General features: G+C 73.1%; 15 protein-coding genes. 9 read left to right on the top strand and 6 right to left on the bottom strand.

Going from position 1 to position 21802, the window contains the following annotated elements; all coding sequences use genetic code 11:
* Positions 1-238 precede the first annotated feature (238 nt).
* Together AC0699_RS14155 and AC0699_RS14150 are read left to right on the top strand one after the other, a co-directional pair.
* On the top strand, positions 239-1099 hold the full coding sequence (locus AC0699_RS14155; protein ID WP_478659628.1) for a (2Fe-2S)-binding protein: 861 nt from the start codon (positions 239-241) through the stop codon (positions 1097-1099).
* A gap of 213 nt (positions 1100-1312) precedes the next feature.
* On the top strand, positions 1313-2368 hold the full coding sequence (locus tag AC0699_RS14150; RefSeq protein ID WP_478659626.1) for a DUF2637 domain-containing protein: 1056 nt from the start codon (positions 1313-1315) through the stop codon (positions 2366-2368).
* A gap of 48 nt (positions 2369-2416) precedes the next feature.
* Here the strand turns inward: AC0699_RS14150 and AC0699_RS14145 are convergent, their stop codons facing one another.
* The 3 genes from AC0699_RS14145 to AC0699_RS14135 all read right to left on the bottom strand — a co-directional run bounded on the left by AC0699_RS14145 (position 2417) and on the right by AC0699_RS14135 (position 6208).
* On the bottom strand, positions 2417-2833 hold the full coding sequence (locus AC0699_RS14145; protein WP_478659624.1) for an ATP-binding protein: 417 nt from the start codon (positions 2831-2833) through the stop codon (positions 2417-2419).
* Between the two features lie 136 nt (positions 2834-2969).
* On the bottom strand, positions 2970-4712 hold the full coding sequence (locus AC0699_RS14140; RefSeq protein WP_478659623.1) for a pyruvate dehydrogenase: 1743 nt from the start codon (positions 4710-4712) through the stop codon (positions 2970-2972).
* Between the two features lie 41 nt (positions 4713-4753).
* Positions 4754-6208 carry a protein phosphatase 2C domain-containing protein gene (locus tag AC0699_RS14135; RefSeq protein WP_478659621.1) on the bottom strand — a complete coding sequence of 485 codons (1455 nt, stop codon included), beginning with the start codon at positions 6206-6208 and terminating at the stop codon, positions 4754-4756.
* Positions 6209-6765: 557 nt separating this feature from the next.
* Between AC0699_RS14135 and AC0699_RS14130 the strand changes: the two genes are divergently transcribed.
* From AC0699_RS14130 to AC0699_RS14120, 3 genes are all read left to right on the top strand, one after another.
* Positions 6766-7866: a helix-turn-helix domain-containing protein gene (locus tag AC0699_RS14130; RefSeq protein WP_478659619.1), complete on the top strand. Its 1101-nt coding sequence runs from the start codon at positions 6766-6768 to the stop codon at positions 7864-7866.
* A 23-nt stretch (positions 7867-7889) separates the two neighbouring features.
* Positions 7890-8372, top strand: a complete 483-nt coding sequence (locus AC0699_RS14125) for a DUF456 domain-containing protein (RefSeq protein WP_478659617.1) — start codon at positions 7890-7892, stop codon at positions 8370-8372.
* 460 nt (positions 8373-8832) lie between these two features.
* On the top strand, positions 8833-9210 hold the full coding sequence (locus AC0699_RS14120) for a PPOX class F420-dependent oxidoreductase (RefSeq protein WP_478659615.1): 378 nt from the start codon (positions 8833-8835) through the stop codon (positions 9208-9210).
* Between the two features lie 143 nt (positions 9211-9353).
* Here the strand turns inward: AC0699_RS14120 and AC0699_RS14115 are convergent, their stop codons facing one another.
* From AC0699_RS14115 to AC0699_RS14105, 3 genes are all read right to left on the bottom strand, one after another.
* Positions 9354-10859, bottom strand: coding sequence for a bifunctional transcriptional activator/DNA repair enzyme AdaA (locus AC0699_RS14115; protein ID WP_478659951.1), 1506 nt, complete (start codon positions 10857-10859; stop codon positions 9354-9356).
* Between the two features lie 273 nt (positions 10860-11132).
* Complete coding sequence (rsgA, locus tag AC0699_RS14110) at positions 11133-12245, bottom strand: ribosome small subunit-dependent GTPase A (RefSeq protein ID WP_478659613.1); 1113 nt, start codon at positions 12243-12245, stop codon at positions 11133-11135.
* 721 nt (positions 12246-12966) lie between these two features.
* Positions 12967-13266, bottom strand: a complete 300-nt coding sequence (locus AC0699_RS14105; RefSeq protein ID WP_478659611.1) for a hypothetical protein — start codon at positions 13264-13266, stop codon at positions 12967-12969.
* Positions 13267-13649: 383 nt separating this feature from the next.
* Between AC0699_RS14105 and AC0699_RS14100 the strand changes: the two genes are divergently transcribed.
* The 4 genes from AC0699_RS14100 to AC0699_RS14085 all read left to right on the top strand — a co-directional run bounded on the left by AC0699_RS14100 (position 13650) and on the right by AC0699_RS14085 (position 21719).
* Positions 13650-16973 carry an FtsX-like permease family protein gene (locus AC0699_RS14100; RefSeq protein ID WP_478659609.1) on the top strand — a complete coding sequence of 1108 codons (3324 nt, stop codon included), beginning with the start codon at positions 13650-13652 and terminating at the stop codon, positions 16971-16973.
* A 46-nt stretch (positions 16974-17019) separates the two neighbouring features.
* Entirely contained in the window at positions 17020-19740 is a 2721-nt protein-coding gene (locus tag AC0699_RS14095; RefSeq protein WP_478659607.1) for an ABC transporter permease, read from the top strand.
* Positions 19737-20789, top strand: a complete 1053-nt coding sequence (locus tag AC0699_RS14090; RefSeq protein ID WP_478659605.1) for an ABC transporter ATP-binding protein — start codon at positions 19737-19739, stop codon at positions 20787-20789. Before AC0699_RS14095 ends, AC0699_RS14090 begins: the two co-directional genes overlap by 4 nt.
* 156 nt (positions 20790-20945) lie before the next feature.
* Positions 20946-21719, top strand: coding sequence for a VOC family protein (locus AC0699_RS14085; protein ID WP_478659603.1), 774 nt, complete (start codon positions 20946-20948; stop codon positions 21717-21719).
* Positions 21720-21802: the final 83 nt, after the last annotated feature.

Genomic DNA, 21802 nt, shown 5'->3' with positions numbered 1-21802 from the left:
GGGACCTGCTCACCGCGGACCTGCCCGGGGACGGAGGCGGGCGCGTGGGCACGTGCCGCGGCGCTCGCGCGCGCTCTGCCCTGCTCCACTCGGGTCCTCCTCCGGCTTCGTACCGGGCCCGGCTCGCGTGGCACAGGTCCCCTGTGCACGATAGGCGGACGAGGGCGGAGTTCAAACATCGATCGCTTCGGGTAAGGTAAGCCTAACCTGCCAACGATCGCGATTCGGTGGTCCCCGCATGACCGTCCCCGCCGTCCTCACCAGCTCGCGGCCTGCCGCCTCCTCGCCGCTCACGGACGCGTACGCGCGCCTGACAGCGGCGTTTCCCGGCTTGCGCGTCCAGGAGCTGACGGACGGCGAGCCGGCCCCTCGCGGGGCCGGCTGGGTCGCGGCGGCGGACCTCGCGGCGGGCGGTCCCGCCCTCGACGCCTTCCTGGCCTGGGACAACGCACAGGTGCTGCGTGACTACGGACAGCAGGCCCGCCCCGACGTCGTCGCCAGCTTCGGACTCCACCGGTACGCCTGGCCGGCCTGTCTGCTGATCACGGTCCCGTGGTTTCTGGACCGCCGGGTGCCCCGGCTGCCCGTCGCGAACGTGTCCGTCCACCGGGCCCTCGGCCGGATGACCGTGCGGGTGCGTGACTTCGCCTGCCTTCCCGGCGACCCGGCCGCGGCGCTGCCCGGCGCCCGGATCGTCCGGGACGAGGAGGCGCTGCTCGCGGAGGTGCGGGACGCCGTCGCCGAGCACATCGGACCCGTGCTCGACGGGTTCGGGCCGCGGATGCGGCGCGGCAGGCGGGCCCTGTGGGGCATGGCCACCGACGAGATCGTCGAGGGGCTCTGGTACGTCGCGCATCTGCTCGGCGAGGAGCGGCGCGCCATGGCGGAGCTGGAGGCACTGCTGCCCGGCACCACCAAGCCGTACGTCGGCACGGCCGGTTTCCGCGAGCTGACCGGTCCCGGTCGCGAGCCGCTGCCGACCCGCGACCGGGCGAGCTGCTGCCTCTTCTACACGCTGCGCCCCGAGGACACCTGCGTCACCTGCCCTCGCACGTGCGACGCCGACCGCGTCCGGAGGCTCAGCGCCACGGAGGGCTGACAGCGGCCGCCCCACGCCACGCCACTCATCCAGGTGGCATAAATCGAACTCAAATCCCTTCCCCCTGAGGTGCGTTCGAGAAGAACGCACCTATTCGTATGCCCTGACGCTCTCTTGGCGTTCTCTTGCCCCGAAACCCTCTGACCGCCCCGTGACTTCGGCCAATATGGCGCCCGAAAACGCCTACCGCGATGCAGATGCAAGGGACACCGCATGAGACTGACCGAGATATCGCTGGACTGGCTGCTCCCGGCTGGCGTGTTGCTCGCGGGGGTCGTGGCGGCGGTGGCGGTGCTCGCGCGCAACAAGCGCGCCGGTGACGGTTCCGCGGCCGACGACTCCTGGGAACGCAGCGAGGAACGCCGCCGGCGTAAAGAGGCGGTCTACGGAACCGCCTCCTACCTGCTTCTCTTCTGCTGTGCGGCGGTCGCCGCGGCACTCTCGTTCCACGGTCTGGTCGGCTTCGGCCGGCAGAACCTGAATCTCTCCGGCGGCTGGGAGTACCTGGTCCCGTTCGGCCTCGACGGCGCCGCCATGTTCTGCTCGGTACTCGCCGTGCGCGAGGCGAGCCACGGCGATGCCGCCCTCGGCTCCCGGCTGCTGGTGTGGACGTTCGCGGGTGCGGCCGCCTGGTTCAACTGGGTTCACGCGCCGCGCGGTCTGGATCACGCGGGCGCCCCGCAGTTCTTCGCCGGCATGTCGCTGTCGGCCGCGGTGCTCTTCGACCGTGCGCTGAAGCAGACCCGCAGGGCCGCGCTGCGCGAGCAGGGCCTGGTGCCGCGCCCGCTGCCGCAGATCCGCGTCGTACGGTGGCTGCGGGCGCCCCGCGAGACCTTCGGCGCCTGGTCGCTGATGCTGCTCGAGGGTGTACGCACGCTGGACGAGGCGGTCGACGAGGTCCGCGAGGACCGACGGCAGAAGGAACAGACCCGGATGCGCAGGCGCGACCAGGAGAAGCTGGACCGGGCGCACCTGCGGGCGCTGAACCGGCAGCACCGGGCGTGGGGCCGCGGTCGCGGCGGCGGGCGCCAGGTCGATGTCGCCACCCTGAGTGGTCCGGCGGGCTCCGCACCGGCCGTCGGGCCGGTCGCGGAGCCTGCCATAGCCGAGCCGGGACAGCTGCCACTGCGCCCCCGGCTCTCCCTTCAGGCCGTGAAGGGTACTGAGCCCATCACCGTCGACCTCACCGCGGAGGACGACACACAGGCGCTCCCGCGTCTGGACTCCCTCGAGCAGAAGCTCAAGCATCTTGAGCAGCAGTTCGGCTGAAGCGGCAGCCGACGAGCCGGTACGGCGGGTGGGCGCGATCCCTACCGATCAGGTCCGCCCGCCGGCCAGTTCGAACCAGACCACCTTGCCCAGTTCGTGCGCCCGCACTCCCCACGCGTCCGCGAGGCTCTGCACCAGGACGAGTCCTCTGCCGTGCGTGCTGTCGTCGGAGGCGGCTCTGGCGTGCGGCTCGGCCGGGCCGCTCGTGAAGTCGCGTACCTCGACCCGGAGCCTGGCGGGCGCGACGGTGGCCGTCACGACCGCGCCGTCGTCCGTGTGGATCAGTGCGTTGGTCACCAGCTCACTGGTCAGCAGCTCCGCGACCTCGGCCGAGCCGGGCTCGCCCCAGTGCCCCAGTAAGTCACGCAAGGCCCGCCGCACTTCCGGTACGGCCCTGAGATCCGCGCGCCCCACACTGCGACGCAGCTGCGCAGGCCCGGACCTTCCCTGACGTCTCGTCATCATCCCCCACCGCACGTCGGAACGGTCCTCTCCTCTTCGAAACGGCACTCACACGAGCGCCCACGACATGCATGCCCCGCCCCGGTGCCGCCACGCATGCCGGTTCACGCCGCGTCATCGGCGGGGCACTCTCCGCGTCTCAGGGCCGTGGCACGTTCCGCAGGTTCGAGCGGGCCATCTGGACCATGCGGCCCACCCCGCCGTCCAGCACGATCTTGCTGGCGGAGAGCGCGAAGCCCGTCACCATCTCGGCGCTGATCTTCGGCGGAATGGACAACGCGTTCGGGTCCGTGACCACGTCGACCAGGGCCGGGCCCCGGTGCTGGAAGGCGTCCTTCAGGGCGCCCGCGAGCTGCTTCGGCTTCTCCACGCGCACGGCGTACGCACCTGCCGCCCGCGCGATCGCCGAGAAGTCCGGGTTGTGGTTCGTGGTGCCGTACGACGGCAGTCCGGAGACCAGCATCTCCAGCTCGACCATCCCCAGCGAGGAATTGTTGAAGAGGACGACCTTCACTGGCAGGTCGTACTGGACGAGAGTGAGGAAGTCGCCCATCAGCATGGAGAATCCGCCGTCGCCCGACATCGACACGACCTGTCTGCCGCGATCGGTGAACTGCGCACCGATAGCCTGCGGCAGCGCGTTCGCCATCGAGCCGTGGCTGAAGGAACCGATGACGCGACGCCGTCCGTTGGGCGTGAGATAGCGGGCCGCCCAGACGTTGCACATCCCCGTGTCGACGGTGAAGACGGCGTCCTCGTCGGCGAGTTCGTCGAGGACGGAGGCGACGTACTCGGGGTGGATCGGGATGTGCTTCTCCACCTTGCGGGTGTACGCCTTGATGACGCCCTCCAGCGCCTCGGCGTGCTTCTTCAGCATCTTGTCGAGGAAGCGCCGGTCGTTCTTGATCCGCACCCGCGGGGTGAGACAGCGCAGTGTCTCGCGTACGTCGCCCCACACGGCCAGGTCCAGCTTGGAGCGGCGGCCGAGGTGCTCGGGCCGGACATCGACCTGGGCGATCTTGACGTCGTCGGGGAGGAACGCGTTGTACGGGAAGTCCGTGCCGAGCAGGATCAGCAGATCGCACTCGTGGGTGGCCTCGTACGCGGCGCCGTAGCCGAGCAGTCCGCTCATACCGACGTCGTAGGGATTCTGGTACTGGATCCACTCCTTGCCGCGGAGCGCGTGGCCGACGGGTGACTTGATGCGCTCCGCGAACTGCATGACCTCGTGATGGGCGCCGGCCGTCCCGCTGCCGCAGAACAGCGTGACGCGGTCCGCGTCGTCGATCATGCGGGCGAGGGCGTCGATCTCCGTGTCGCCGGGGCGGACCGTCGGACGGGTCGTCACCAGGGCGTGCTCGATGGACTTCTCGGGGGCCTGCTGGGCGGCGATGTCCCCGGGGAGCGAGACGACGCTGACCCCGCTGCGGCCGATGGCGTGCTGGATCGCGGTCTGGAGCAGCCTCGGCATCTGCTTCGGGCTGGAGATGAGCTCGCTGTAGTGGCTGCATTCGCGGAACAGCTGGTCGGGGTGGGTCTCCTGGAAGTATCCGAGGCCGATTTCGGAGGACGGGATGTGGGAGGCGAGGGCGAGCACGGGCGCCATGGAGCGGTGTGCGTCGTAGAGGCCGTTGATGAGGTGGAGGTTGCCGGGGCCGCACGAGCCGGCGCAGGCGGCGAGCCTGCCGGTGATCTGCGCTTCGGCGCCGGCCGCGAAGGCGGCGGTCTCCTCGTGGCGTACCTGGATCCACTCGATGGCGCTGTTGCGGCGGATGGCGTCGACCACAGGGTTGAGACTGTCGCCCACGACTCCGTACAGCCGCTGCACGCCCGCGCGGACGAGGATGTCGACGAACTGTTCTGCGACGTTCTGCTTGGCCATGGGTCCATCTATCCATGACCGGGTGCGTGACGCCTCTCGTGTTACGCCTCCCAGACGGCGCACGCCGTACGGTCGTCGGCGTAGCCCTTCACCCTGAGCTGGGTGTCGGCGAGATACGCGGCGAGGCCCGGCGGTTCGGCCGGGGCCCAGCGCTGCGCGAGTTCCCCGGCGAGAGCCGGCTCGCCGCGCAGCGGATCGGCGAGGCCGGCGCTGCACAGGAGGAGGGTGTCGCCGGGGCGGGCCACCGAGGCGCGGAAGCGGAAGGGCTCGGCCGGCGGCGGGACGGGGGCTTCGACGTACGGGGACGGAGGGGTGGCGATGCCCAGGTCCATCGTGAGCCGGTCGCCCCGGATGTCCTCCGGCGCCGGGGAGCCGTAGCCGACGACCGGCTCGCCGGTGACGGCCGAGGGCTCGGGCACGACGGGCTCGAGATCCTGCCAGCCGCCGTCGCGGAGCCGGAAGAGCCCGCCGCCGCCGATGCCGAAGAACACCCGGGTGCGGCACCCGGGGTCGGCGGAGAGCAGCAGGCACCTCAGGTCTGCCGTGTACTCCTCGGGGGGCAGGCCGAGTTCGGCGGCGCGGGCGCGGAGCCTGCCGAAGGAACGGTCGGTGAGCCGGTGCAGCCCGGACTTGAGGTCGCCCCGGCGGCCCGACCTGATGTCCTCGGCGAGCCGTGCGTGGCTGCGGCCCACGGCTCCGCCGATCCAGCGGCAGGCGTCGGCCGCGGCGAGATGCGCTCCTTCGGTGGCGCGTGCGCCGGTGGCCACGGCCACCAGCACCAGGGCGCCCTCGCCCGCGCCGAAGCGCGCGGTCAGCAGCGCGTCGCGCCGGGGCTCGCCCCGGTAGCGGGCGGAGTCGCCGCGCACGGACGCGGCCCGCAGGGTGTACGCCCCGTACCGCGCGCCGTCGAGCACGGTGTCGGCGACGAGCTCGTCCAGCTGCTGCTGGCGTGCGGCGGGCAGCGCGGTGGGCTCGGCGTCGTAGGTGGGCGGCCGGTCCCCGACGTGCCCGGTGCGCGGGCGCGGGAGCGCCGCGGGCAGGAGCGGCACATCCGGTGCGGGCACATCCGGTACGGGGACGTCCGGCTGCCGGGGCGCGGCGGCGTCCTGCGGGTTGGCATCCGACGGGTTGGCATCCGACGGGTTGGCATCCGGCGGGCCGGCCGCGGCGGGCGCGGACGGCTCCGGTCGCGCCGGGGCCGTGGACGGTGGCGTACGGGGGCGGGGTGGTGCGGGAGCGCGCTGCGGGCGAGGCGGGGCCGCGGGGGCCTCCCACGGCGCCCCGCCCTGCTGGGGGGACGGGTCCCACCAGGCGCGTGGGCGGTGCTCGGGCGCCGCCTCGGGAGGCCCCACACCCACCGTGTCCGCCGCGGAGTCGAAGCGGTCGTCGAGGGTGTCGCCCGCCCCCTGGTCGGGTCCCGCGTCCGGGGCGGACTCGTCGTACAGCCGGTTCCACCAGTCGTCGCCGGCGGCGGGCCTCTCCCCCTGCTGACTCATGCCCATATTGTCCACGGCGGCGGCCGCGCGAAAACGGAGCATTCCGAAAAATCAATCCCGAATCTGTCCGCAGATGGGTCCGCCGGGCGGCCCAACCCCCCACCGGAAGGCCGAGGCTGTCCTTGAGCGGCCGACGCGGCCTGACTGCCTGTCAGAGGTCGGTTGCCGGCCGGGGCGTCCTGCGGTCCGGCGGCCACGGACGGCGCGACCGGGGTGACGGCCAGGGCGGCGGCGGTCGCCGCCCCCAGCGCCGTACGCGATATCGGGCGCATTGCTCCCGCCAGTCGATTTCGGCACTCCGGCATACAAATGCCACGTGTCCGGAGGCTGTTGCTGCTGCGGTGGCGCCAGATTGGCAGGAGCGACGGGCGGTGCAGGGATGATGTGATCGGCGGGTTTACGCCGTGGCCGATTTCCGCCACGATCATGTCGGCCACATGTCGGCCACATACGGAATGGTCAGGTCCTGCCTTCTGGATCAGGCCGGCTCGGCGTGCCGGGCACGCGAGCCCGGCAGGATCCGGAGGACAGGACCCAGGTCCGGGGAGGGCACAGGGGTGCTGGGAGCGATAGGTCTCGATGCGAGACAGGAGTCGGCGTACCGCGCGCTGGTGGCGCTGGGCGCCGCGGAGGTCACCGATCTGGCGCACCGGCTCGCACTTCCGGAGCCGGACACGGAGCGTGCGCTGCGTCTGCTGGAGCGGCACGGTCTGGCCGCGCAGTCGTCCGCGCGGGCGGGCCGCTGGGTGGCGGCGCCCCCCGGGGTCGCGCTGGGCGCACTGCTCACCCAGCACCGCCATGAGCTGGAACAGGCGGAGCTGGCGGCGGCACTGCTGGCGGAGGAGTACCGGGCGGAGGCCGCGGAGCCGGCCGTGCACGACCTGGTCGAAGTGGTGACGGGCGCGAGCGCGGTGGCGCACCGCTTTCTGCAGCTTCAGCTGGGCGCGACGGACGAGGTCTGCGCACTGGTCACCGGGAAGCCTGTCGTGGTGTCGGGGATGGACAACGAGGCGGAGGAGCGGGCATCGCAGCGCGGGGTCGCGTACCGCGTCGTCATCGAGCGCGAGGTACTGGCGCTGCCCTCCGGGCTCACCGAGGTGTCCGCGTCGCTCGGCCGCGACGAGCAGGTCCGGGTCGTGGACCGGGTGCCGACCAAACTCGTGGTCGCCGACCGGACACTCGCGATGGTGCCGCTGACCGGGCGGGGTTCGGAGCCGGCGGCGCTCGTGGTGCATGCGAGCGGGCTGCTGGAGTCGCTGATGGGGCTGTTCGAGGCGGTGTGGCGGGAGGCACTGCCGCTGCGGCTCGGGGCGGGCGCGCAGCTGACGGAGGAGCAGACGCCCGGCCCCGACGCCACCGATCTGGAGATCCTGTCGCTGCTGCTGGCGGGGATGACGGACGCGAGCGTCGCGAAGCAGCTGGAGCTGGGCCTGCGGACCGTGCAGCGGCGGGTGAAGGGGCTGATGGAGCTGACCGGGGTGACCACTCGGCTGCAGCTGGGGTGGCACGCGTACGAGAAGGGCTGGGTGGCGCGCGACACGGCCCGCGGCCTGGGTCGTGACACGACCCGCGACCTGGGACACGGCCTGGGACGTGACACGACCCGTGACCTGGAACGCGCCGCGGGCCAGGACCTGGTGCGCGACCTGCGGAGCTGAGCGGGGTCCTGCACCCTTGGCAGATGGGTGCATGGCAGCTCGTACTGGTCGGCATGGTGATGCTGCTGGGCCTGCTCGGGGTGCTGGTTCCGGGTGTTCCCGGCACCTGGCTGGTCTGGTCCGCGGTGCTGTGGTGGGCGGTGCAGGCGAGGACGGCCCTTGCGTGGTGGGTACTGGTCGGGGCGACGGCGCTGCTGCTGGTCAATCAGGTGGTCGTCTGGCAGCTGGGCCCGCGCCGGATGCGCGGCGTGGGAATCACCCGCCGGATGGCGGTCTTCGCGGGTACGGGGGCGCTGCTCGGCTTCGTGCTGCTGCCCGTGGTGGGCGCGGTGGTGGGATTCATCGGGGGCGTGTACGGCTCCGAACGGCTGCGCCTCGGCGGGCACGGGGAGGCCATGACCTCGACCCGGACGGTGATGCGGGCAGCAGGGACGAGCGTGCTGGTCGAGCTCTTCGGCTGTCTGCTGGTCGTGGGCGCGTGGGTGGGTGCGGTGATCTGGGGCTGAGTGCCGGGGCACACGGGGGGCGGCCGCATCGGGCGTCGGTGACGTTCTCGCCGGCGGCACGGCGGTCGGCAGCGCGCTGGTGCTCGGCGGCGCGGCGTCCGTCCCCGCGCAGGCCACCGAACCACCTGCCGCCGACGGGCCGGGCGCCTTCGCCGCCGGCCCCCGCGAGGACAATCGTGGGGCGGCATCGTCCGGGTCTTCCCGGCGGTCCCGGAGGCCCGGCGGGATCTGGCGGTCCATCACTTCCGCACACAGGGCGCGTTCCTGCTCAGCGCGGTGCGCAGGGGGCGTCACCCGTGGGTGCGCCTGGTGAGCGAGGCCGGGGCGCCCTGCGTGGTGCGCCATGGGATCGAGGGAGCCTTCCCGGCTGACGCAGACCACGGGCCGGCCCTGGCTTAGGACCTCCGGACCAGGACGACATGCCGATGCGCAGCCGATCGGGGCGGGCGATGCTGACCTCATGACCGAATTCAGCGAAGCCGAGCGCGCGTATCTCAGGACCCAGAAGCTGGGGCGGATGGCGACCGTGGACGCTCAGGGGCAGCCCCAGGCCAACCCGGTCGGCTTCTTCCCCCAGAACGACGGCACGATCCTCGTCGGCGGACTGGCCATGGGGAAGACGAAGAAGTGGCGCAATCTGCAGGCGAACCCGAAGGTCGCGCTCGTCGTGGACGACATCGTGAGCACGCGGCCGTGGCAGGTGCGCGGGGTCGACATCCGGGGCGAGGCTGAGCTGCTGACGGGGCCGCACGAGCTGGGGCCGCACTTCAGCGAGGAGGTGATCCGGATCCACCCGAAGAAGATCCACAGCTGGGGCCTGGAAGAGCCCTCCCCGTAGACCGGAAGCCGGAAGCCGGAGGCCGGAAGCCGGACAGGGCCGAGGTGTATTGATCACGAGCCTTCCGTGCCCCTCTGCCGATTACTCCGACTTGTTGATGATCAGCGCGTACCGACCGCGTGTGACGGTCGATCGGCCGCGCGCTAAGTGCCGCCACCTCGACCTGGCTGTTCACAGGAGAGACCAACGTGGCGCCCCAGCTCCAGGCCAATTGGCTCGCGCCGTGGGCCACGCCCTGGGTCCGGCCGCATCCCCACACGTCCGCCGCCGGGAACCCCTGTCGGAGAGGTCGTCCGGTGATCCGGAAGAGACGCCTCAGCGTGCGTCGTGGCGAGGTACCGGGTGGCGTACGAACGCCATGGCCGGTGGGACTCGTCGTCGCGCCCGCCGTCGGGGGCGACGTCCGGGTCCCCGAGCGCGCGCATCCGGATCAGCGCGGCGGTGCGCGGCGTGACGCCGGGCAGGGCGAGCAGCGTCCGCTCGGCCTCGTCGCGGTCCGCGCCGGGGTCGAGGCGCAGGTGCCCGTCGGCGACGGCGCTCGCGAGCGGGCCGGCGACCGGGTGGTCCGTCAGCACGGCCGGTTCGGGGAAGAGGTGTGTGAGCCCGCCGCAAGGCTGGTCCAGGACCTTGCCGTACGCCTCGACGAGTCGCGCGGCCTCCTCGCGGCCGACGACGGCCCGTACCGCGAACTCCTCCGGCTCGGCCGTCCCGGGTGAGCGCAGCCCGGGGCGGGCGGCGACGAGCGGGGCGAGCACGGGGTCGGCGCAGAGACGTTCCTCGACGGCGTACGGGTCGGCGTCGAGGTCGAAGAGCCGGCGCAGCCGCTGGACGGCGGTGGTCAGGTCGCGCAGGTCGGTCAGCTGGATGCGGGCCTCCAGCCAGGGTCCGGCCGAGCGTTCGTCGACGGAGACGATGCCGGAGCCGTACGGAAGCCGCAGGGTACGCCGGTACGTACGGCTGCCGGGGGCGCCGACGACCTCCTCGATCCGGTCCACGGCTTCCTGCGCGAGCAGGTCGAAGACCTCGCGGGCCGCGTAGGGCCCCCGGTGGGCGAGGCGCAGCGGGATCCCGGCGGAGTTCACTGCCTGCCTGGATCCCGTCTCGGCGCGGAGTTCGCTCGGCGTACGGGCGTAGATCCGGCGGATCGTGTCGTTGAACTGGCGCACGCTCGAGAAACCGGACGCGAACACGATCTCCGTGACCGGCAGCCCGGTCGTCTGGAGCAGAACGCGTGCGGCGTGCGACCGCTGGGCGCGGGCGAGCGCGACCGGCCCTGCGCCGAGCTCGGCGTTGAGCTGCCGCTGCACCTGCCGCGCGCTGTACCCGAGGCGGCCCGCGAGACCCGGCACACCCTCCCGGTCGACCACGCCGTCACCGATCATCCGCATCGCCCGCCCGACGACATCGGCCCGTACGTTCCACTCGGCCGATCCCGGGACGGCGTCCGGCCGGCAGCGTCGGCAGGCCCGGAAGCCGTGGCCCTGTGCGGCTGCGGCGGTCGGGAAGAACCGGACGTTCTTCCGCTTGGGCGTGACGGCGGGGCAGCTCGGGCGGCAGTAGATGCCGGTCGTGCGGACGCCGAAGAAGAACTCGCCGTCGAACCGCGCGTCACGGCTGCTCACGGCCTCGTACCTGGTGTCTTCGTCCATCACGTGTCCAGTGTCGGCGGTGCGCCGTGCGATCTCTGGCGGTTTTCGGACACCACGCTACTGTGCGGGCTGCCGGACCGGGGCGCCTGCGGCGCGCTTTCTCCCCGCCCCGCCCCGTCCCGCCCCGTCCCGTAACCACCCCGTCCCGTCATCCCGTAACCGGGGGCTTCGCCCCCGGCCCCCGTACGGCCTTCGGCCGTGTCCTCGATCGCCGGCGCGCCGGAAGATCCGGCCTCGCCGGCGATCGAGGGGCGGGAGCGGGGGCAGAGCCCCTCAGCGGACGCGCCCCCGCTTGGCCTCCATGGCCGCGCGGCCCTCCGCGTGCTTCAGCTTCCAGTCGCGGCGGATCTCCGCCCGCACCCGGGCATCGGTCTTGGCGACGATCCGCTGGTTCTCGCGGAGCAGCTTGCGGTAGCTGTCCAGCCTGCGCTCCGGCAGGGAGCCGTCCTCGATCGCGGCGAGCACCGCGCACCCCGGCTCCGACTCGTGCGCGCAGTCGTGGAAGCGGCAGCCCTCGGCCAGTTCCTCGATCTCCGAGAAGACCTGCCCGACTCCGGTGCCCGCGTCCCAGAGGCCGACCCCGCGCAGCCCTGGTGTGTCGATCAGGACCCCGCCGCCCGGGAGGGCGAGCAGATTGCGGGTGGTGGTGGTGTGGCGGCCCTTGCCGTCGACGTCACGGGCGGCCTGGACCTCCATGACGTCGTCGCCGAGCAGCGTGTTCGCCAGTGTGGACTTTCCGGCGCCGGACACCCCGAGCAGCACGCTGGTACCGCCGGAGACGACCGCCGCGAGCACGTCCATGCCCTCACCGGTCAGTGAGCTCACCGGCAGTACCTGCACTCCGGGCGCCACGGTCTCCACGTCCTGCACGAGGTACGACCTCCCGGTGGCGTCCGGCACCAGGTCCGCCTTGGTGAGGACGACGAGCGGCTGCGCGCCGCTCTCCCAGGCCAGCGCCAGGAAGCGCTCGATCCGCCCGAGGTCCAGCTCGACGGCGAGCGAGACCGCGATGATCGCGTGATCGACGTTGGCGGCGAGAATCTGTCCCTCGGACCGCTGGGACGACGTCGACCGCACGAACGCGGTGCGCCTCGGCAGATACGTCCGGACGTAGCGCGGGCTGCCGTCGGCGTCCACGACCGCCCAGTCCCCGGTGCAGATGACCCTCAGCGGGTCGTGGGGCGTGACGAACGCCGTGTCGGCGCGGACGGTCCCGTCCGCGGTGACGACGTCGCACTGCCCCCGGTCGACCCGCACCACCCGGCCGGGCACCAGGCCCTGGGCGGTGTACGGAGCGAACTCGGCGGCGATTCCTTCGTCCCAGCCGTACGGGGCGAGAGGATGCGAGGAAGACGCGGACGGACCCGCGAGAGAAGAGAAAGACAAGGGGGACCCTTCACAAGGGTGGCCCCGGCACCGCGCTCACGGGCGCGGGAGAAAGTGAGGTCAGCCGGAGGCCACGGAGGTGGACTGAATGAACTTCCGGATGCGGGCAGCGCCCATCTCAACGACAGCCATCGGTCACACCTCCTCAATCACGCTCAGCCAACAGCGGCGGCCAGTGGCCGCCTCAAGACAACATCACCCTAGCCGCACGTCTCGGCGGAAGACCAACTCTTTTCCGCCGAGGGCCCCGGCGTGCAGCGGAACCTCACGCTGCGAGCGCGGCTGTCCTCCTGCCCGCCGGCCAAGTGCCCGGCGACCGCGACCACCGGCTTTCGGTAACTGACCTCTACGCCGGAGCGCGTGGTGAACTCCACGAGTTCATGGCGAAGTCCGCACAGCGCCGGGTCGCCCGCCTCGTTCAAGGCATGCTCCAGCGAGGGAAGAGACTCGTCCGGTCCTCACGGATCTCGAAGTCCATCGCATCCCCTGCACTGGGGGTGTTGCAACGACCCCTGGAACCCAAGGATGTGAAGGGGCCCCACCTGGTGGCCAATCCTCGCGCTCTACGCCTCCGACGGCGGGATCGGACACCCGGGTGCCGCCAGGGGCAGCGCCTGCCTCGGCCTGCTACGGCTGTTGCGGGTCTCGGAGAACGCCGTACCGCTTGCTCGTCCTGCCGGTGATCCGCGGATCGCGGACTGTCTGTGATGCGCTGCGCACGTCACGGTACGAGGTGACTGAAGCCCACCTCGAACCGTTCGACGGAGAGAACACGCTGGCCTTCTCTCCGAGCGGTTTCCACCCTGATCTGGTCGGCCAGCTCCTCGCTGGCATGCATGGTCTGTTCGTCCGCCCACAGGGTCAGCGTCACGGCTTTCCCGGTTGCCCGGTCGACGAAGTAGTACACGCCCAGGAAGCCGGGCATACCCCGGACCTGCCTGACAATCGCTTCCGAACTCGCCGTCAGGTCACCGTGCCCGGGCACGGGCGATCCCTGGTAGGTGCTCAGTCTCGCGAACATCGATGGCACCCCTTCCTCCGCGGCCGTCGGCCGGGCGGCTGGCAGCCTCAGGCCCTGCAGACCCTGCAGGCCCTGCAGACCTGTAGGCCCTAGCACCAGCGTGCCCCGGGAGGCCGGTCACCGCACCCGGGCTGTGGGGCGCAGCCGCCCTCGCGGCTCTCCGGCACCGCACGCGGTGCCGCGCCGACGCCGTCCTGAAACATGGGTGACGGCTGCCGCACGCCGGAAACGGGAGCTCGGATTCCGGTGCTCCCGTCCCGGAATCCGGTCACGATCCGATCAAGTCGCATGCATGAGCGGTCACTTCCCCCTGCAGCGTCTGAAAACATTCCGTCCCGAAAGGGCTTTCGGGGGACGCGTGTCGGTACAACGGGGGGACGGCGATGACGGGGTTTCTGTTTCTCCGTGCACGCGGACACCGGTTGCTGCTCGCGGCCGCACTGCTCGCCGTCCTGCTGACCACGGCCGTACTGACCACGCTCGCCGCCTTCGCCGGCTCCGTCGGGGACGCCGGGCTGCGGCACGCGCTGCGGAGCAGGGACGCCGCTGCCGCCTCGCTGGTCATCACCTCGGACAATCCGGGTGGGGACCGCGAAGCGGCGGCGCGGGCCGTGCGGCGCGGGGCACAGCAGTCGTTCGACGGACTGCCGGTGAACCTGCGGCAGTTCGACCGGTCGGGACCGTACGCGCTGCCGCGCGACCTGCAGGCGCCGGCCGCCCGCCGGGGGGAACCGGATCTCACCGAGTTCGCCGCCGTCGACCGTTCCCGGGTCCGGCTCCTGGCGGGCGCCTGGCCCACCGCGGACCCGGGCGGGGTGACCGAGGTCGCCGTGCCCGAGGCGGCCGCGAAGCAGCTGAAGCTCGCGCCGGGGCCGCGGGTGCTGACCCTCGCCGACCGGCTGGGCGGACCCGCGGTGCGGATACGCGTCACCGGTGTCTACCGCCCGGCCGACCGGAACGACCCGTACTGGCAGCTGGACGAGCTGGGCGGACGCGGCGTGCACAAGGACTCGTTCACCACGTACGGGCCGCTGCTCACCGACGCCGAAGCGCACGGCTCGGGCCGTATCACCCGGCGCAGTGCGTCGTGGCTGGCCACCGGTGACTTCGGCGCACTCGGCGCCGACCGGATCGACGCGCTGCGCACGGCCGCGAAGAACAGCCAGAGGTTGCTCGCCGCGCAGCCGGCGCTGAAGGGCGGTGTCACGGCGAGCACCTCGCTGCCCGACGTGCTCGATCAGTTGGAGCGGGCGCTGCTGGTGTCCCGGGCGACGCTGCTGATCGTCTCGTGTCAGCTGGTGCTGCTCGCCGCGTACACGCTGCTGCTGGTGGCGCGGCTGCTGAGCACGGAACGCGCGGGCGAGACCCGGGTGCTGCTCGCCCGCGGTGCGTCGCGCGGCCGGCTCGCGGCACTCTCCGCCCTGGAGGCGCTGCTGCTCGCGCTGCCCGCCGCCGTGTGCGCGCCGTTGCTCGCCGGTCCGCTCACCCGGCTGCTGGCCGGGCAGGGCCTGCTCGCCAGGATCGGGCTGTCCCTCGATTCATCTGCCACCGGTCCGACCGCGCGGGTCTGGCTGGTCGGCGCGGTGGTGGCGCCGGCCTGCGCGGTGGCGATGGCCGTCCCGGCGCTCACCGCGTCCCGGGCGGCCCGCGGCCGTGCCCGCGCGCTGCCCGCCCCGCTGCGGGCGGGCGCCGACGTCGGGCTCCTCGTCGTCGCCGCGGTCGCGTACTGGCAGCTGGACCGGCGCACTCTCACCGGCGGCGCCCTCAGCGGCGACCGCCAGGGGGAACTGGGCATCGACCCGCTGCTCGTCGTGTCTCCGGCACTGGCACTGCTCGCCGGCACCGTCCTCACCCTCCGGCTGCTGCCGCCGACGGCGAGGCTCGCCGAGCGGCGCGCGGCCCGCGGCCGCGGGCTGACCGCGCCGCTCGCCGGCTGGCAGCTCAGCCGCAGACCGCTGCGCGGCGCGGGCCCGGTGCTGCTGCTGGTGCTCGCCGTCGCGATGGGAGTGCTGGCCATCGGGCAGGGCGCGTCCTGGGACCGCTCGCAGGACGACCAGGCGGACTTCCGCTCGGGTGCCCCGGTCCGTGTGCTGGGCAGCGGCACGGTCCAGTTCGGGCAGGGCGGGGTGTACGACGGGATGCCGGGGGTGAAGGCCGCGGTCCCGGCCGCCCGTACGGGTCTTGGCCTCTCGGGAGGGCGCCAGGCCACCGTGCTGGCGCTCGACACCGGCCTGGCCGGCGAGGAACTGCGGCTGCGGGACGATCTGGCGGACGGTGACCCCGGAGGTCTGCTCGCGGCCCTGCGCCCGGAGCCGACCGCCCGCGCCGGGCTGCCGCTGCCCGCCGGCACGGCGCGCCTCGTTCTCGGCATCACCCTCCACGCAGCCGAGGACGGCCCGTACGGGGAGTCGGGCGTGAACCCCACGGTCACGGTGGAGGACCGCTACGGAGTGCCGTACCGGATGCAGTTGGACACGGTCCCGTCGGACGGCAGGCCGCACACGATGACCGTGGATCTCGCCAGGGCCGCCGACGCCCCGGCCGGAAGGTACGCGGGTCCACTGGCGCTGACCGCGGTCGAGTTCGACGAGAAGGGCAACCCCGACCGGATCGCGCCCAAGCGGCTCACGATCGGCACGATGCGTGCGGTCACCGCGGACGGCGACGCGCAGCCGGTCAACGTGCCCGAGGGGCTCACCTGGCAGGCGAGAGCCACCGCGAGCGTCGGGGCCGACGAGACGCAGCCCGCGGTCACCGCCGTGCACTCGTCGACCGGGACGCCGCTCGACGTCTCGTACCACACGGGCGTGGCGGTGCTCGAGGGCGGCTGGATCGAGGATCGCACGGTCACTGTCCGCATCACCGCCGAGCGGGCCGCGCCCGCCGTGCCGGCCGCGCTGGCGACCGACCGCTTCCTCGAGTCCAGCGGCGCGAGGACCGGCTCCGAGATCGAGGTTCCGATGCCCGGCGGCCCCGTCAGGGTGAGGATCGCCGGGGTCCTGCGGGACATCCCGACGACCGGGCCCGGTGCGCACGGCCCCGGCCGGGCGGCCGGAACCGCCACCGACGGCGGCGCGCTGCTGCTCGATCTGCGTGCCGTCAACCGGGTGCTCGCCACCCGCCCCGACTCGGCGCTCGCGCCCGCCGAGTGGTGGCTGTTCACCGAGCCCGGCAAGGCGGCCAAGGTCGCGTCCGCGCTGCGCGACCGGGCCGAGATCGACCCCGCGCAGATCGAGGTGCGCGACGAGATCGCCCAGGCGCTGCACGACGATCCGCTGGGGGCGGGCCCGCAGTCGGCACTGCTCGCGGTCGCCGCCGTCGCCGCCGCGCTGGCCGCGGTCGGCTTCGCGGTGAGCACGGTCGGAGCGCTGCGGGAGCGGTCCGCGGAGTTCGCGGTGCTCCGGGCGCTCGGCGCCCCGCAGCGCCAGCAGGCCCGGCTGCTGGCGGTGGAGCAGTCGCTGCTCATCGGGCTGGCGCTGGTGATCGGCGTGGCCCTCGGCACGGTGCTCACCCGTGCCGTCGTTCCGCTGATCGTGCTGACCGGGCAGGCCACCCAGCCGGTTCCGGGGGTGCTGGTGGAGCTGCCCGTCGTACGGGTGGCCCTGCTGATCGCGGGAGTTGCCGCCGCGCCCGTGCTCGTCGTCGCGGCGCTGGCCGTGCGCCGCGGGGATACGGCGGCATCGCTGCGCGTCCAGGGAGGCGAGTGAGGTGCGGGAAGCAAGTGGCGTACGGAGGACGAAGGAGAGGCGTGCGGTGAAGGTCGTCGCCCCCTGGGTCCGTACCCGGCTGCGCACCGCACCCGGTCCCGCTGTCGCGCTGGCCCTGCTCGTCCTGGTCACGTCGTTCCTCGCCGCGGCCTTCCCCCGCGCGGTGGACGCCTACGAGGGCGAGGGGCTGCGCGAGCTGCTGACCACCTCCGCGCCCGACCGCAGTGGTGTCCAGCTGACCGGTGTACCGCCGCTGAACGAGGACGGCGACGACGGGGCCGGCACCACCGCGGTGCGCCCCCGGCGGCTGGCCGAGCAGTACCGCACGATCGTGGCCACGCTGCCGGAGCCGCTGCGCGCCGACGCCGGGCAGTCCGGGTACGGGGTGCGCACCGCCAAGCCGGTGGCGGCCACCGACACCTGGCTTCCCGAACTCGACGGCGGGGCACCGGTGTTCACCCTCAGCGCCCCGACGGGGCTCGACAAGCACTCCACCCTTCGCTCCGGACGGGCACCCAGAGCCGCGAAGGACTCCGTCACCGCGGCCACCGACGTCGTGGAGGCCGCGGTCACCACGGCCACCGCCAAGGCCCTCGCCATCAAGCCCGGTTCGACCGTCCACGTACCGCGCCCCGGCGGAGGCGCACCGCTCGCCGTCAGGGTCACGGGCGTCGTCGAACCGGTGCACCCCGAGCTGAGCTACTGGTCCGTCGAACCAGTCCTGCGCACGCCGACGTTCCTCTACACGCCACCGCCCGTCCCGCAGCCGTACTGGCACGGCGCGCTGCTGCTGGCCCCGGAAGCGGCACCGGCGCTGCTGTCGGTGTCGGCGGAGACCGAGGTCTACTGGCGCGTGGCCACCGACCCGGCCGGGCTCGGCGTCGGCGATCCGCCCCGGATCAAGGAAGCGGTCGCCTCCCTCGAACACGGCCCGCTGCAGGTGCGCCTTCGCACCGCCGTCTCGCCGGAGCTGGAGATCAGGTCCGGTCTGGACGACATCTTCCTCGAGTTCGAGGGGGTCGTCTCCGCCATCGGTCCGGTGGTCGCGGTCGCCGGTTTCGGTGTCGGCAGCGTCGCCTGCGTCGTGCTGCTGATGACCGGCGGGCTGGCCGCCGCACGGCGGCACTCCGAACTGTCCCTGCTGCGCTCACGCGGCGGTTCGGTCCGCGGTGTCGCGGGGCGGCTGCTCGCGGAGGCCGCCGTCCCGGTGCTGCCCGCAGCGGCTCTCGGCGGTGTCCTCGCGCTCGTCCTCGTACCCGAGGGCCGGCTGCTGCCGCCCCTGCTGGCGTCGGCCGCGGTCGCGCTGGTCGCGTGTGCCGCACTGCCGCTGCGGGCCGCGTTCGTGCACCGGCGGACGCGGCTGCACGACGGACGGAACGATCTCGTACGGGCCAGGCCCTCGCGCCGGCGGACCGTGGCCGAGCTGACGCTGCTGGTGCTGACCGTGGCGGCGGTGGCCGCGCTGCGCCGCCGGGGCACGTCGGACGGCGACGTGGACCAACTGGTCAGCGCCGCCCCGGTGCTGGTGGGCGTGATCGCCGCATTGCTGCTGGTGCGGCTGTATCCGCTGCCGCTGCGGCTCGCGGCGCTGCCGGTGGCGCGCCGGCGTGGTGCGATCGGTTTTCTGTCACTGGCCCGTGCGGGCCGGTCCCCCGCCACCGCCGCGCTTCCGCTGCTCGCACTGCTCGTGGCCCTGACCACGGCGGCGTTCGGCGGCTCGGTGCTCGCCGGAGTCGACGACGCCCGTGACCGGGCTTCGCTGGTCGCGGTGGGCGCCGATGCCCGGGTCGAGGCGGCCGGCGAGCTGCCGGACACGGTGGCCGACGCCGTACGGAAGGTGCCCGGGGTGCGGGACATCGCGCCCGTCCACCGCGAGTACGACCTGGACCTGAGGGACGGCGGCGGCGGGAGCGTGACGCTGGTCGCCGTCGACCCGGACTCCTACGCCCGGCTGGCCGGGCGCACCGGCCTCGGGGCCTTCCGCGCCGATGAACTGCGCAGGTCGTCCGGAGCTCTGCCGGCGCTCGCCTCTCCCGGGGTCGCCGAACGGCTGGGCGGCGGGGTGAGCGAGGTCGGTCCCGCGGGCAGCCCGTTCACCGTACGGGTGGACCTGGTGCGCGACGTCACCCCGGCCTCGGCCGACGGCGACTTCCTCGTGGTCGACGCGGCGGGCCTGCCCGGCGCCGCCACCACCACGCTGCTGGTCTCGGGCCCTTCCGTGTCCGGTACCGCGGTGAAGGCAGCGGCCCGTACGGCGGGCGGCGGCGCGGCGGTCACGCTGCGCTCCGCCGAACGGGACGGGTTCACCGAGTCGCCGGTGCAGAGCGGCGCCGAACGGGTCTACGCGGTGGCCGCCGTCGCGGGCGCCGGGTACGCCGTGCTGGCGGTGCTGCTGTCGCTGCTGCAGGCCGCCCCGGAGCGGGCCGCGCTGCTGGGCCGGCTGCGCACCATGGGCCTGACCCGCCGTCAGGGGCGGCGGCTGCTGGTCCTGGAGTCCCTGCCGCAGGCGCTGCTGGCCGCGGTGGGCGGTGCGCTGGTCGGCTGGGCGGCGATCCGGCTGCTGGCACCCGGTATCGATCTGGGCCGGCTGGCCCTGGCCGCGGACGTCACCTCGCCCGGCTCCGTACAGCTGCGCGCCGACCCGTGGAGTCTGCTGCTGCCCGCGCTCGCCGTGGTGGTGATCGCCGCGGCGGTGGCGGCGGCGCAGGCCTGGGTGACCACCCGGCGTACGACAACGACCGAACTCAGGGCAGGAGACACGCGATGACCGACTCCTCCACGGCCGCACCGGCCTCCATGGCCGGGGCGGCCTCGACCGCCTCCGCGGGGACCACCCTCGGGGAGCTCGAGCGCCGGGCGGCGGCCCGTCGTGACAGCCCGGAGTACGGCCACGACGCGCTGATCACCTGTGACCGTCTGGTGCGCATCTTCACCGCCGACGGCGTGGAGGTGCAGGCGCTGCAGGGGCTCGATCTCCTGGTCCGGGAGGGCGAGTTGATGGCTCTGGTCGGCGCGTCCGGCAGTGGCAAGTCGACGCTCATGAACATCCTCGCGGGCCTGGACGAGCCGACGGCGGGCGCGGCGAAGGTGGCCGGCTGCGATCTGCTGACGATGGGCGCGAAGGAGCGGCTGCGCTACCGGCGCGAGACCGTCGGCTTCGTCTGGCAGCAGACGGCACGCAATCTGCTGCCGTATCTGACCGCCGCGCAGAACGTGGCGCTGCCGATGCAGCTGCGCGGCCGTGGCACGCGGAAGGCGAAGAAGAAGGCGGAGCGCAGCGAGTACGTGATGTCCCTGCTGTCGCTGCTGGACGTCGCCGACTGCCGCGACCGCCACCCGCGGCAGATGTCCGGTGGCCAGCAGCAGCGTGTGGCGATCGCGGTGGCGCTGGCGAACGAGCCGTCGGTGCTGCTCGCCGACGAGCCGACGGGCGAGCTCGACTCCCAGACGGCCGAACAGATCTTCGCGGCGTTCCGCACGGCGAACGAGCAGCTCGGCACGACGATCGTCATCGTCACCCACGACCAGGCGGTGGCCGATGAGGTCCGTCGCACGGTGGCCATCCGTGACGGCCGCACCTCCACGGAGATCCTGCGGCGTACGGAGATCGACGCCGCGACGGGCCAGGAGTCGGTGGTGGCAAGGGAGTACGCGATGCTGGACCGCGCCGGCCGCCTTCAGCTCCCCGCGGAGTACACGGAGTCCCTCGGCATGCGCGACCGGGTCATGCTGGAGCTGGAGCGCGACCACATCGGAATCTGGCCGGACGACACGGACAAGAACGACACGGACAGGGACGACACGGGCAGGGCCTGAACACGCGCGCCGGCCGCCGTCCGGACCGCCTGCGGTGGCGACGGTCCTGATTCTGTTGAAGGGTGTGAGGGAGTCGATTCCTGCGCAGGGATGACAGGAATGAGGTGAGCGGCCTTGGCGGCCACAGCGCGTGGGGTTCAGGGCACGCCCTGCTGGGTGAGCCTGACGACACAGGACATGAAGGCCGCCCAGGACTTCTACGGTGCGGTGTTCGGCTGGGAATTCGAGCCGGACGCCCAGACGCAGGGCTCGTACGTCGTCGCGCTGGCGGAGGGGGCGCCGGTCGCGGGTCTCGTCGAGTCCACGCAGACCATGGGGGTGCGGCTGCCGGTCGCCTGGACGGCCTATTTCGTGGCGGACAGTGCGGACGCGGTGGCCTCACGCGTGCGGGAGCGGGGCGGCACGGTCGCCGTGGGCCCGCTCGCCTTCGGACGGGGACGGGTGGCGTGGGCCGCCGACCCCGTGGACGCGCTGTTCTGCATCTGGGAGGGTCCGGTCGACCCCGGCTGGCACGCGGGCCGCGGCGCCGGCGCCGTGGCGTGGCTCGAGCTCCATACGAGGGACCCGTTCGACTCGGCGCTGTTCTACGGCGGGGTGTTCGAATGGGACTCCCAGGGACCCGACCGTATCGACGTGCGCTACGAGCACGACCGGGTGATGCTGTGGGCCGGCGGGCAGACCGTGGCCGGCCTGTACGGCGGCGTGGCGGCGTCACCGGATCCGGAGATCAGGCCGAAATGGCATGTCCACTTCTGCCGCGATGACGTGGACGCCGCGGTGGCCCGGGCCGCCGCGGCGAACGGGACGGTCATCACGCCTCCGCGGGACACTCCGCTCGGACGGGTGGCGACCCTGCGCGACCCGGAGGGCGGCCTGTTCCATCTCTCGACCGGGGAGAGCCCGGCGCCGGAGTCCGCCGAAGGCACCTGAGTCCCGGGGGGGGGGGGGGGGGGGGGGGGGGGGGGGGGGGGGGGGTGGGTGGTTGGGCGGTGCGTGCCTTCCCTCACTCCCAC

The sequence above is a fragment of the Streptomyces sp. NPDC043870 genome (genome assembly GCF_056435785.1).
Note: the sequence above shows the minus strand (reverse complement) of the source record. Positions and strands in the feature narration are given on the sequence as shown.

Excerpts from the sequence above, each read along its gene's own strand:
- AC0699_RS14155 (WP_478659628.1), top strand. The coding sequence starts at position 239 with ATGACCGTCCCCGCCGTCCTCACCAGCTCGCGGCCTGCCGCCTCCTCG.
- AC0699_RS14150 (WP_478659626.1), top strand. The coding sequence starts at position 1,313 with ATGAGACTGACCGAGATATCGCTGGACTGGCTGCTCCCGGCTGGCGTG.
- AC0699_RS14145 (WP_478659624.1), bottom strand. The coding sequence starts at position 2,833 with ATGATGACGAGACGTCAGGGAAGGTCCGGGCCTGCGCAGCTGCGTCGC.
- AC0699_RS14140 (WP_478659623.1), bottom strand. The coding sequence starts at position 4,712 with ATGGCCAAGCAGAACGTCGCAGAACAGTTCGTCGACATCCTCGTCCGC.
- AC0699_RS14135 (WP_478659621.1), bottom strand. The coding sequence starts at position 6,208 with ATGAGTCAGCAGGGGGAGAGGCCCGCCGCCGGCGACGACTGGTGGAAC.
- AC0699_RS14125 (WP_478659617.1), top strand. The coding sequence starts at position 7,890 with ATGGGTGCATGGCAGCTCGTACTGGTCGGCATGGTGATGCTGCTGGGC.
- AC0699_RS14120 (WP_478659615.1), top strand. The coding sequence starts at position 8,833 with ATGACCGAATTCAGCGAAGCCGAGCGCGCGTATCTCAGGACCCAGAAG.
- AC0699_RS14115 (WP_478659951.1), bottom strand. The coding sequence starts at position 10,859 with ATGGACGAAGACACCAGGTACGAGGCCGTGAGCAGCCGTGACGCGCGG.
- AC0699_RS14105 (WP_478659611.1), bottom strand. The coding sequence starts at position 13,266 with ATGTTCGCGAGACTGAGCACCTACCAGGGATCGCCCGTGCCCGGGCAC.
- AC0699_RS14100 (WP_478659609.1), top strand. The coding sequence starts at position 13,650 with ATGACGGGGTTTCTGTTTCTCCGTGCACGCGGACACCGGTTGCTGCTC.
- AC0699_RS14090 (WP_478659605.1), top strand. The coding sequence starts at position 19,737 with ATGACCGACTCCTCCACGGCCGCACCGGCCTCCATGGCCGGGGCGGCC.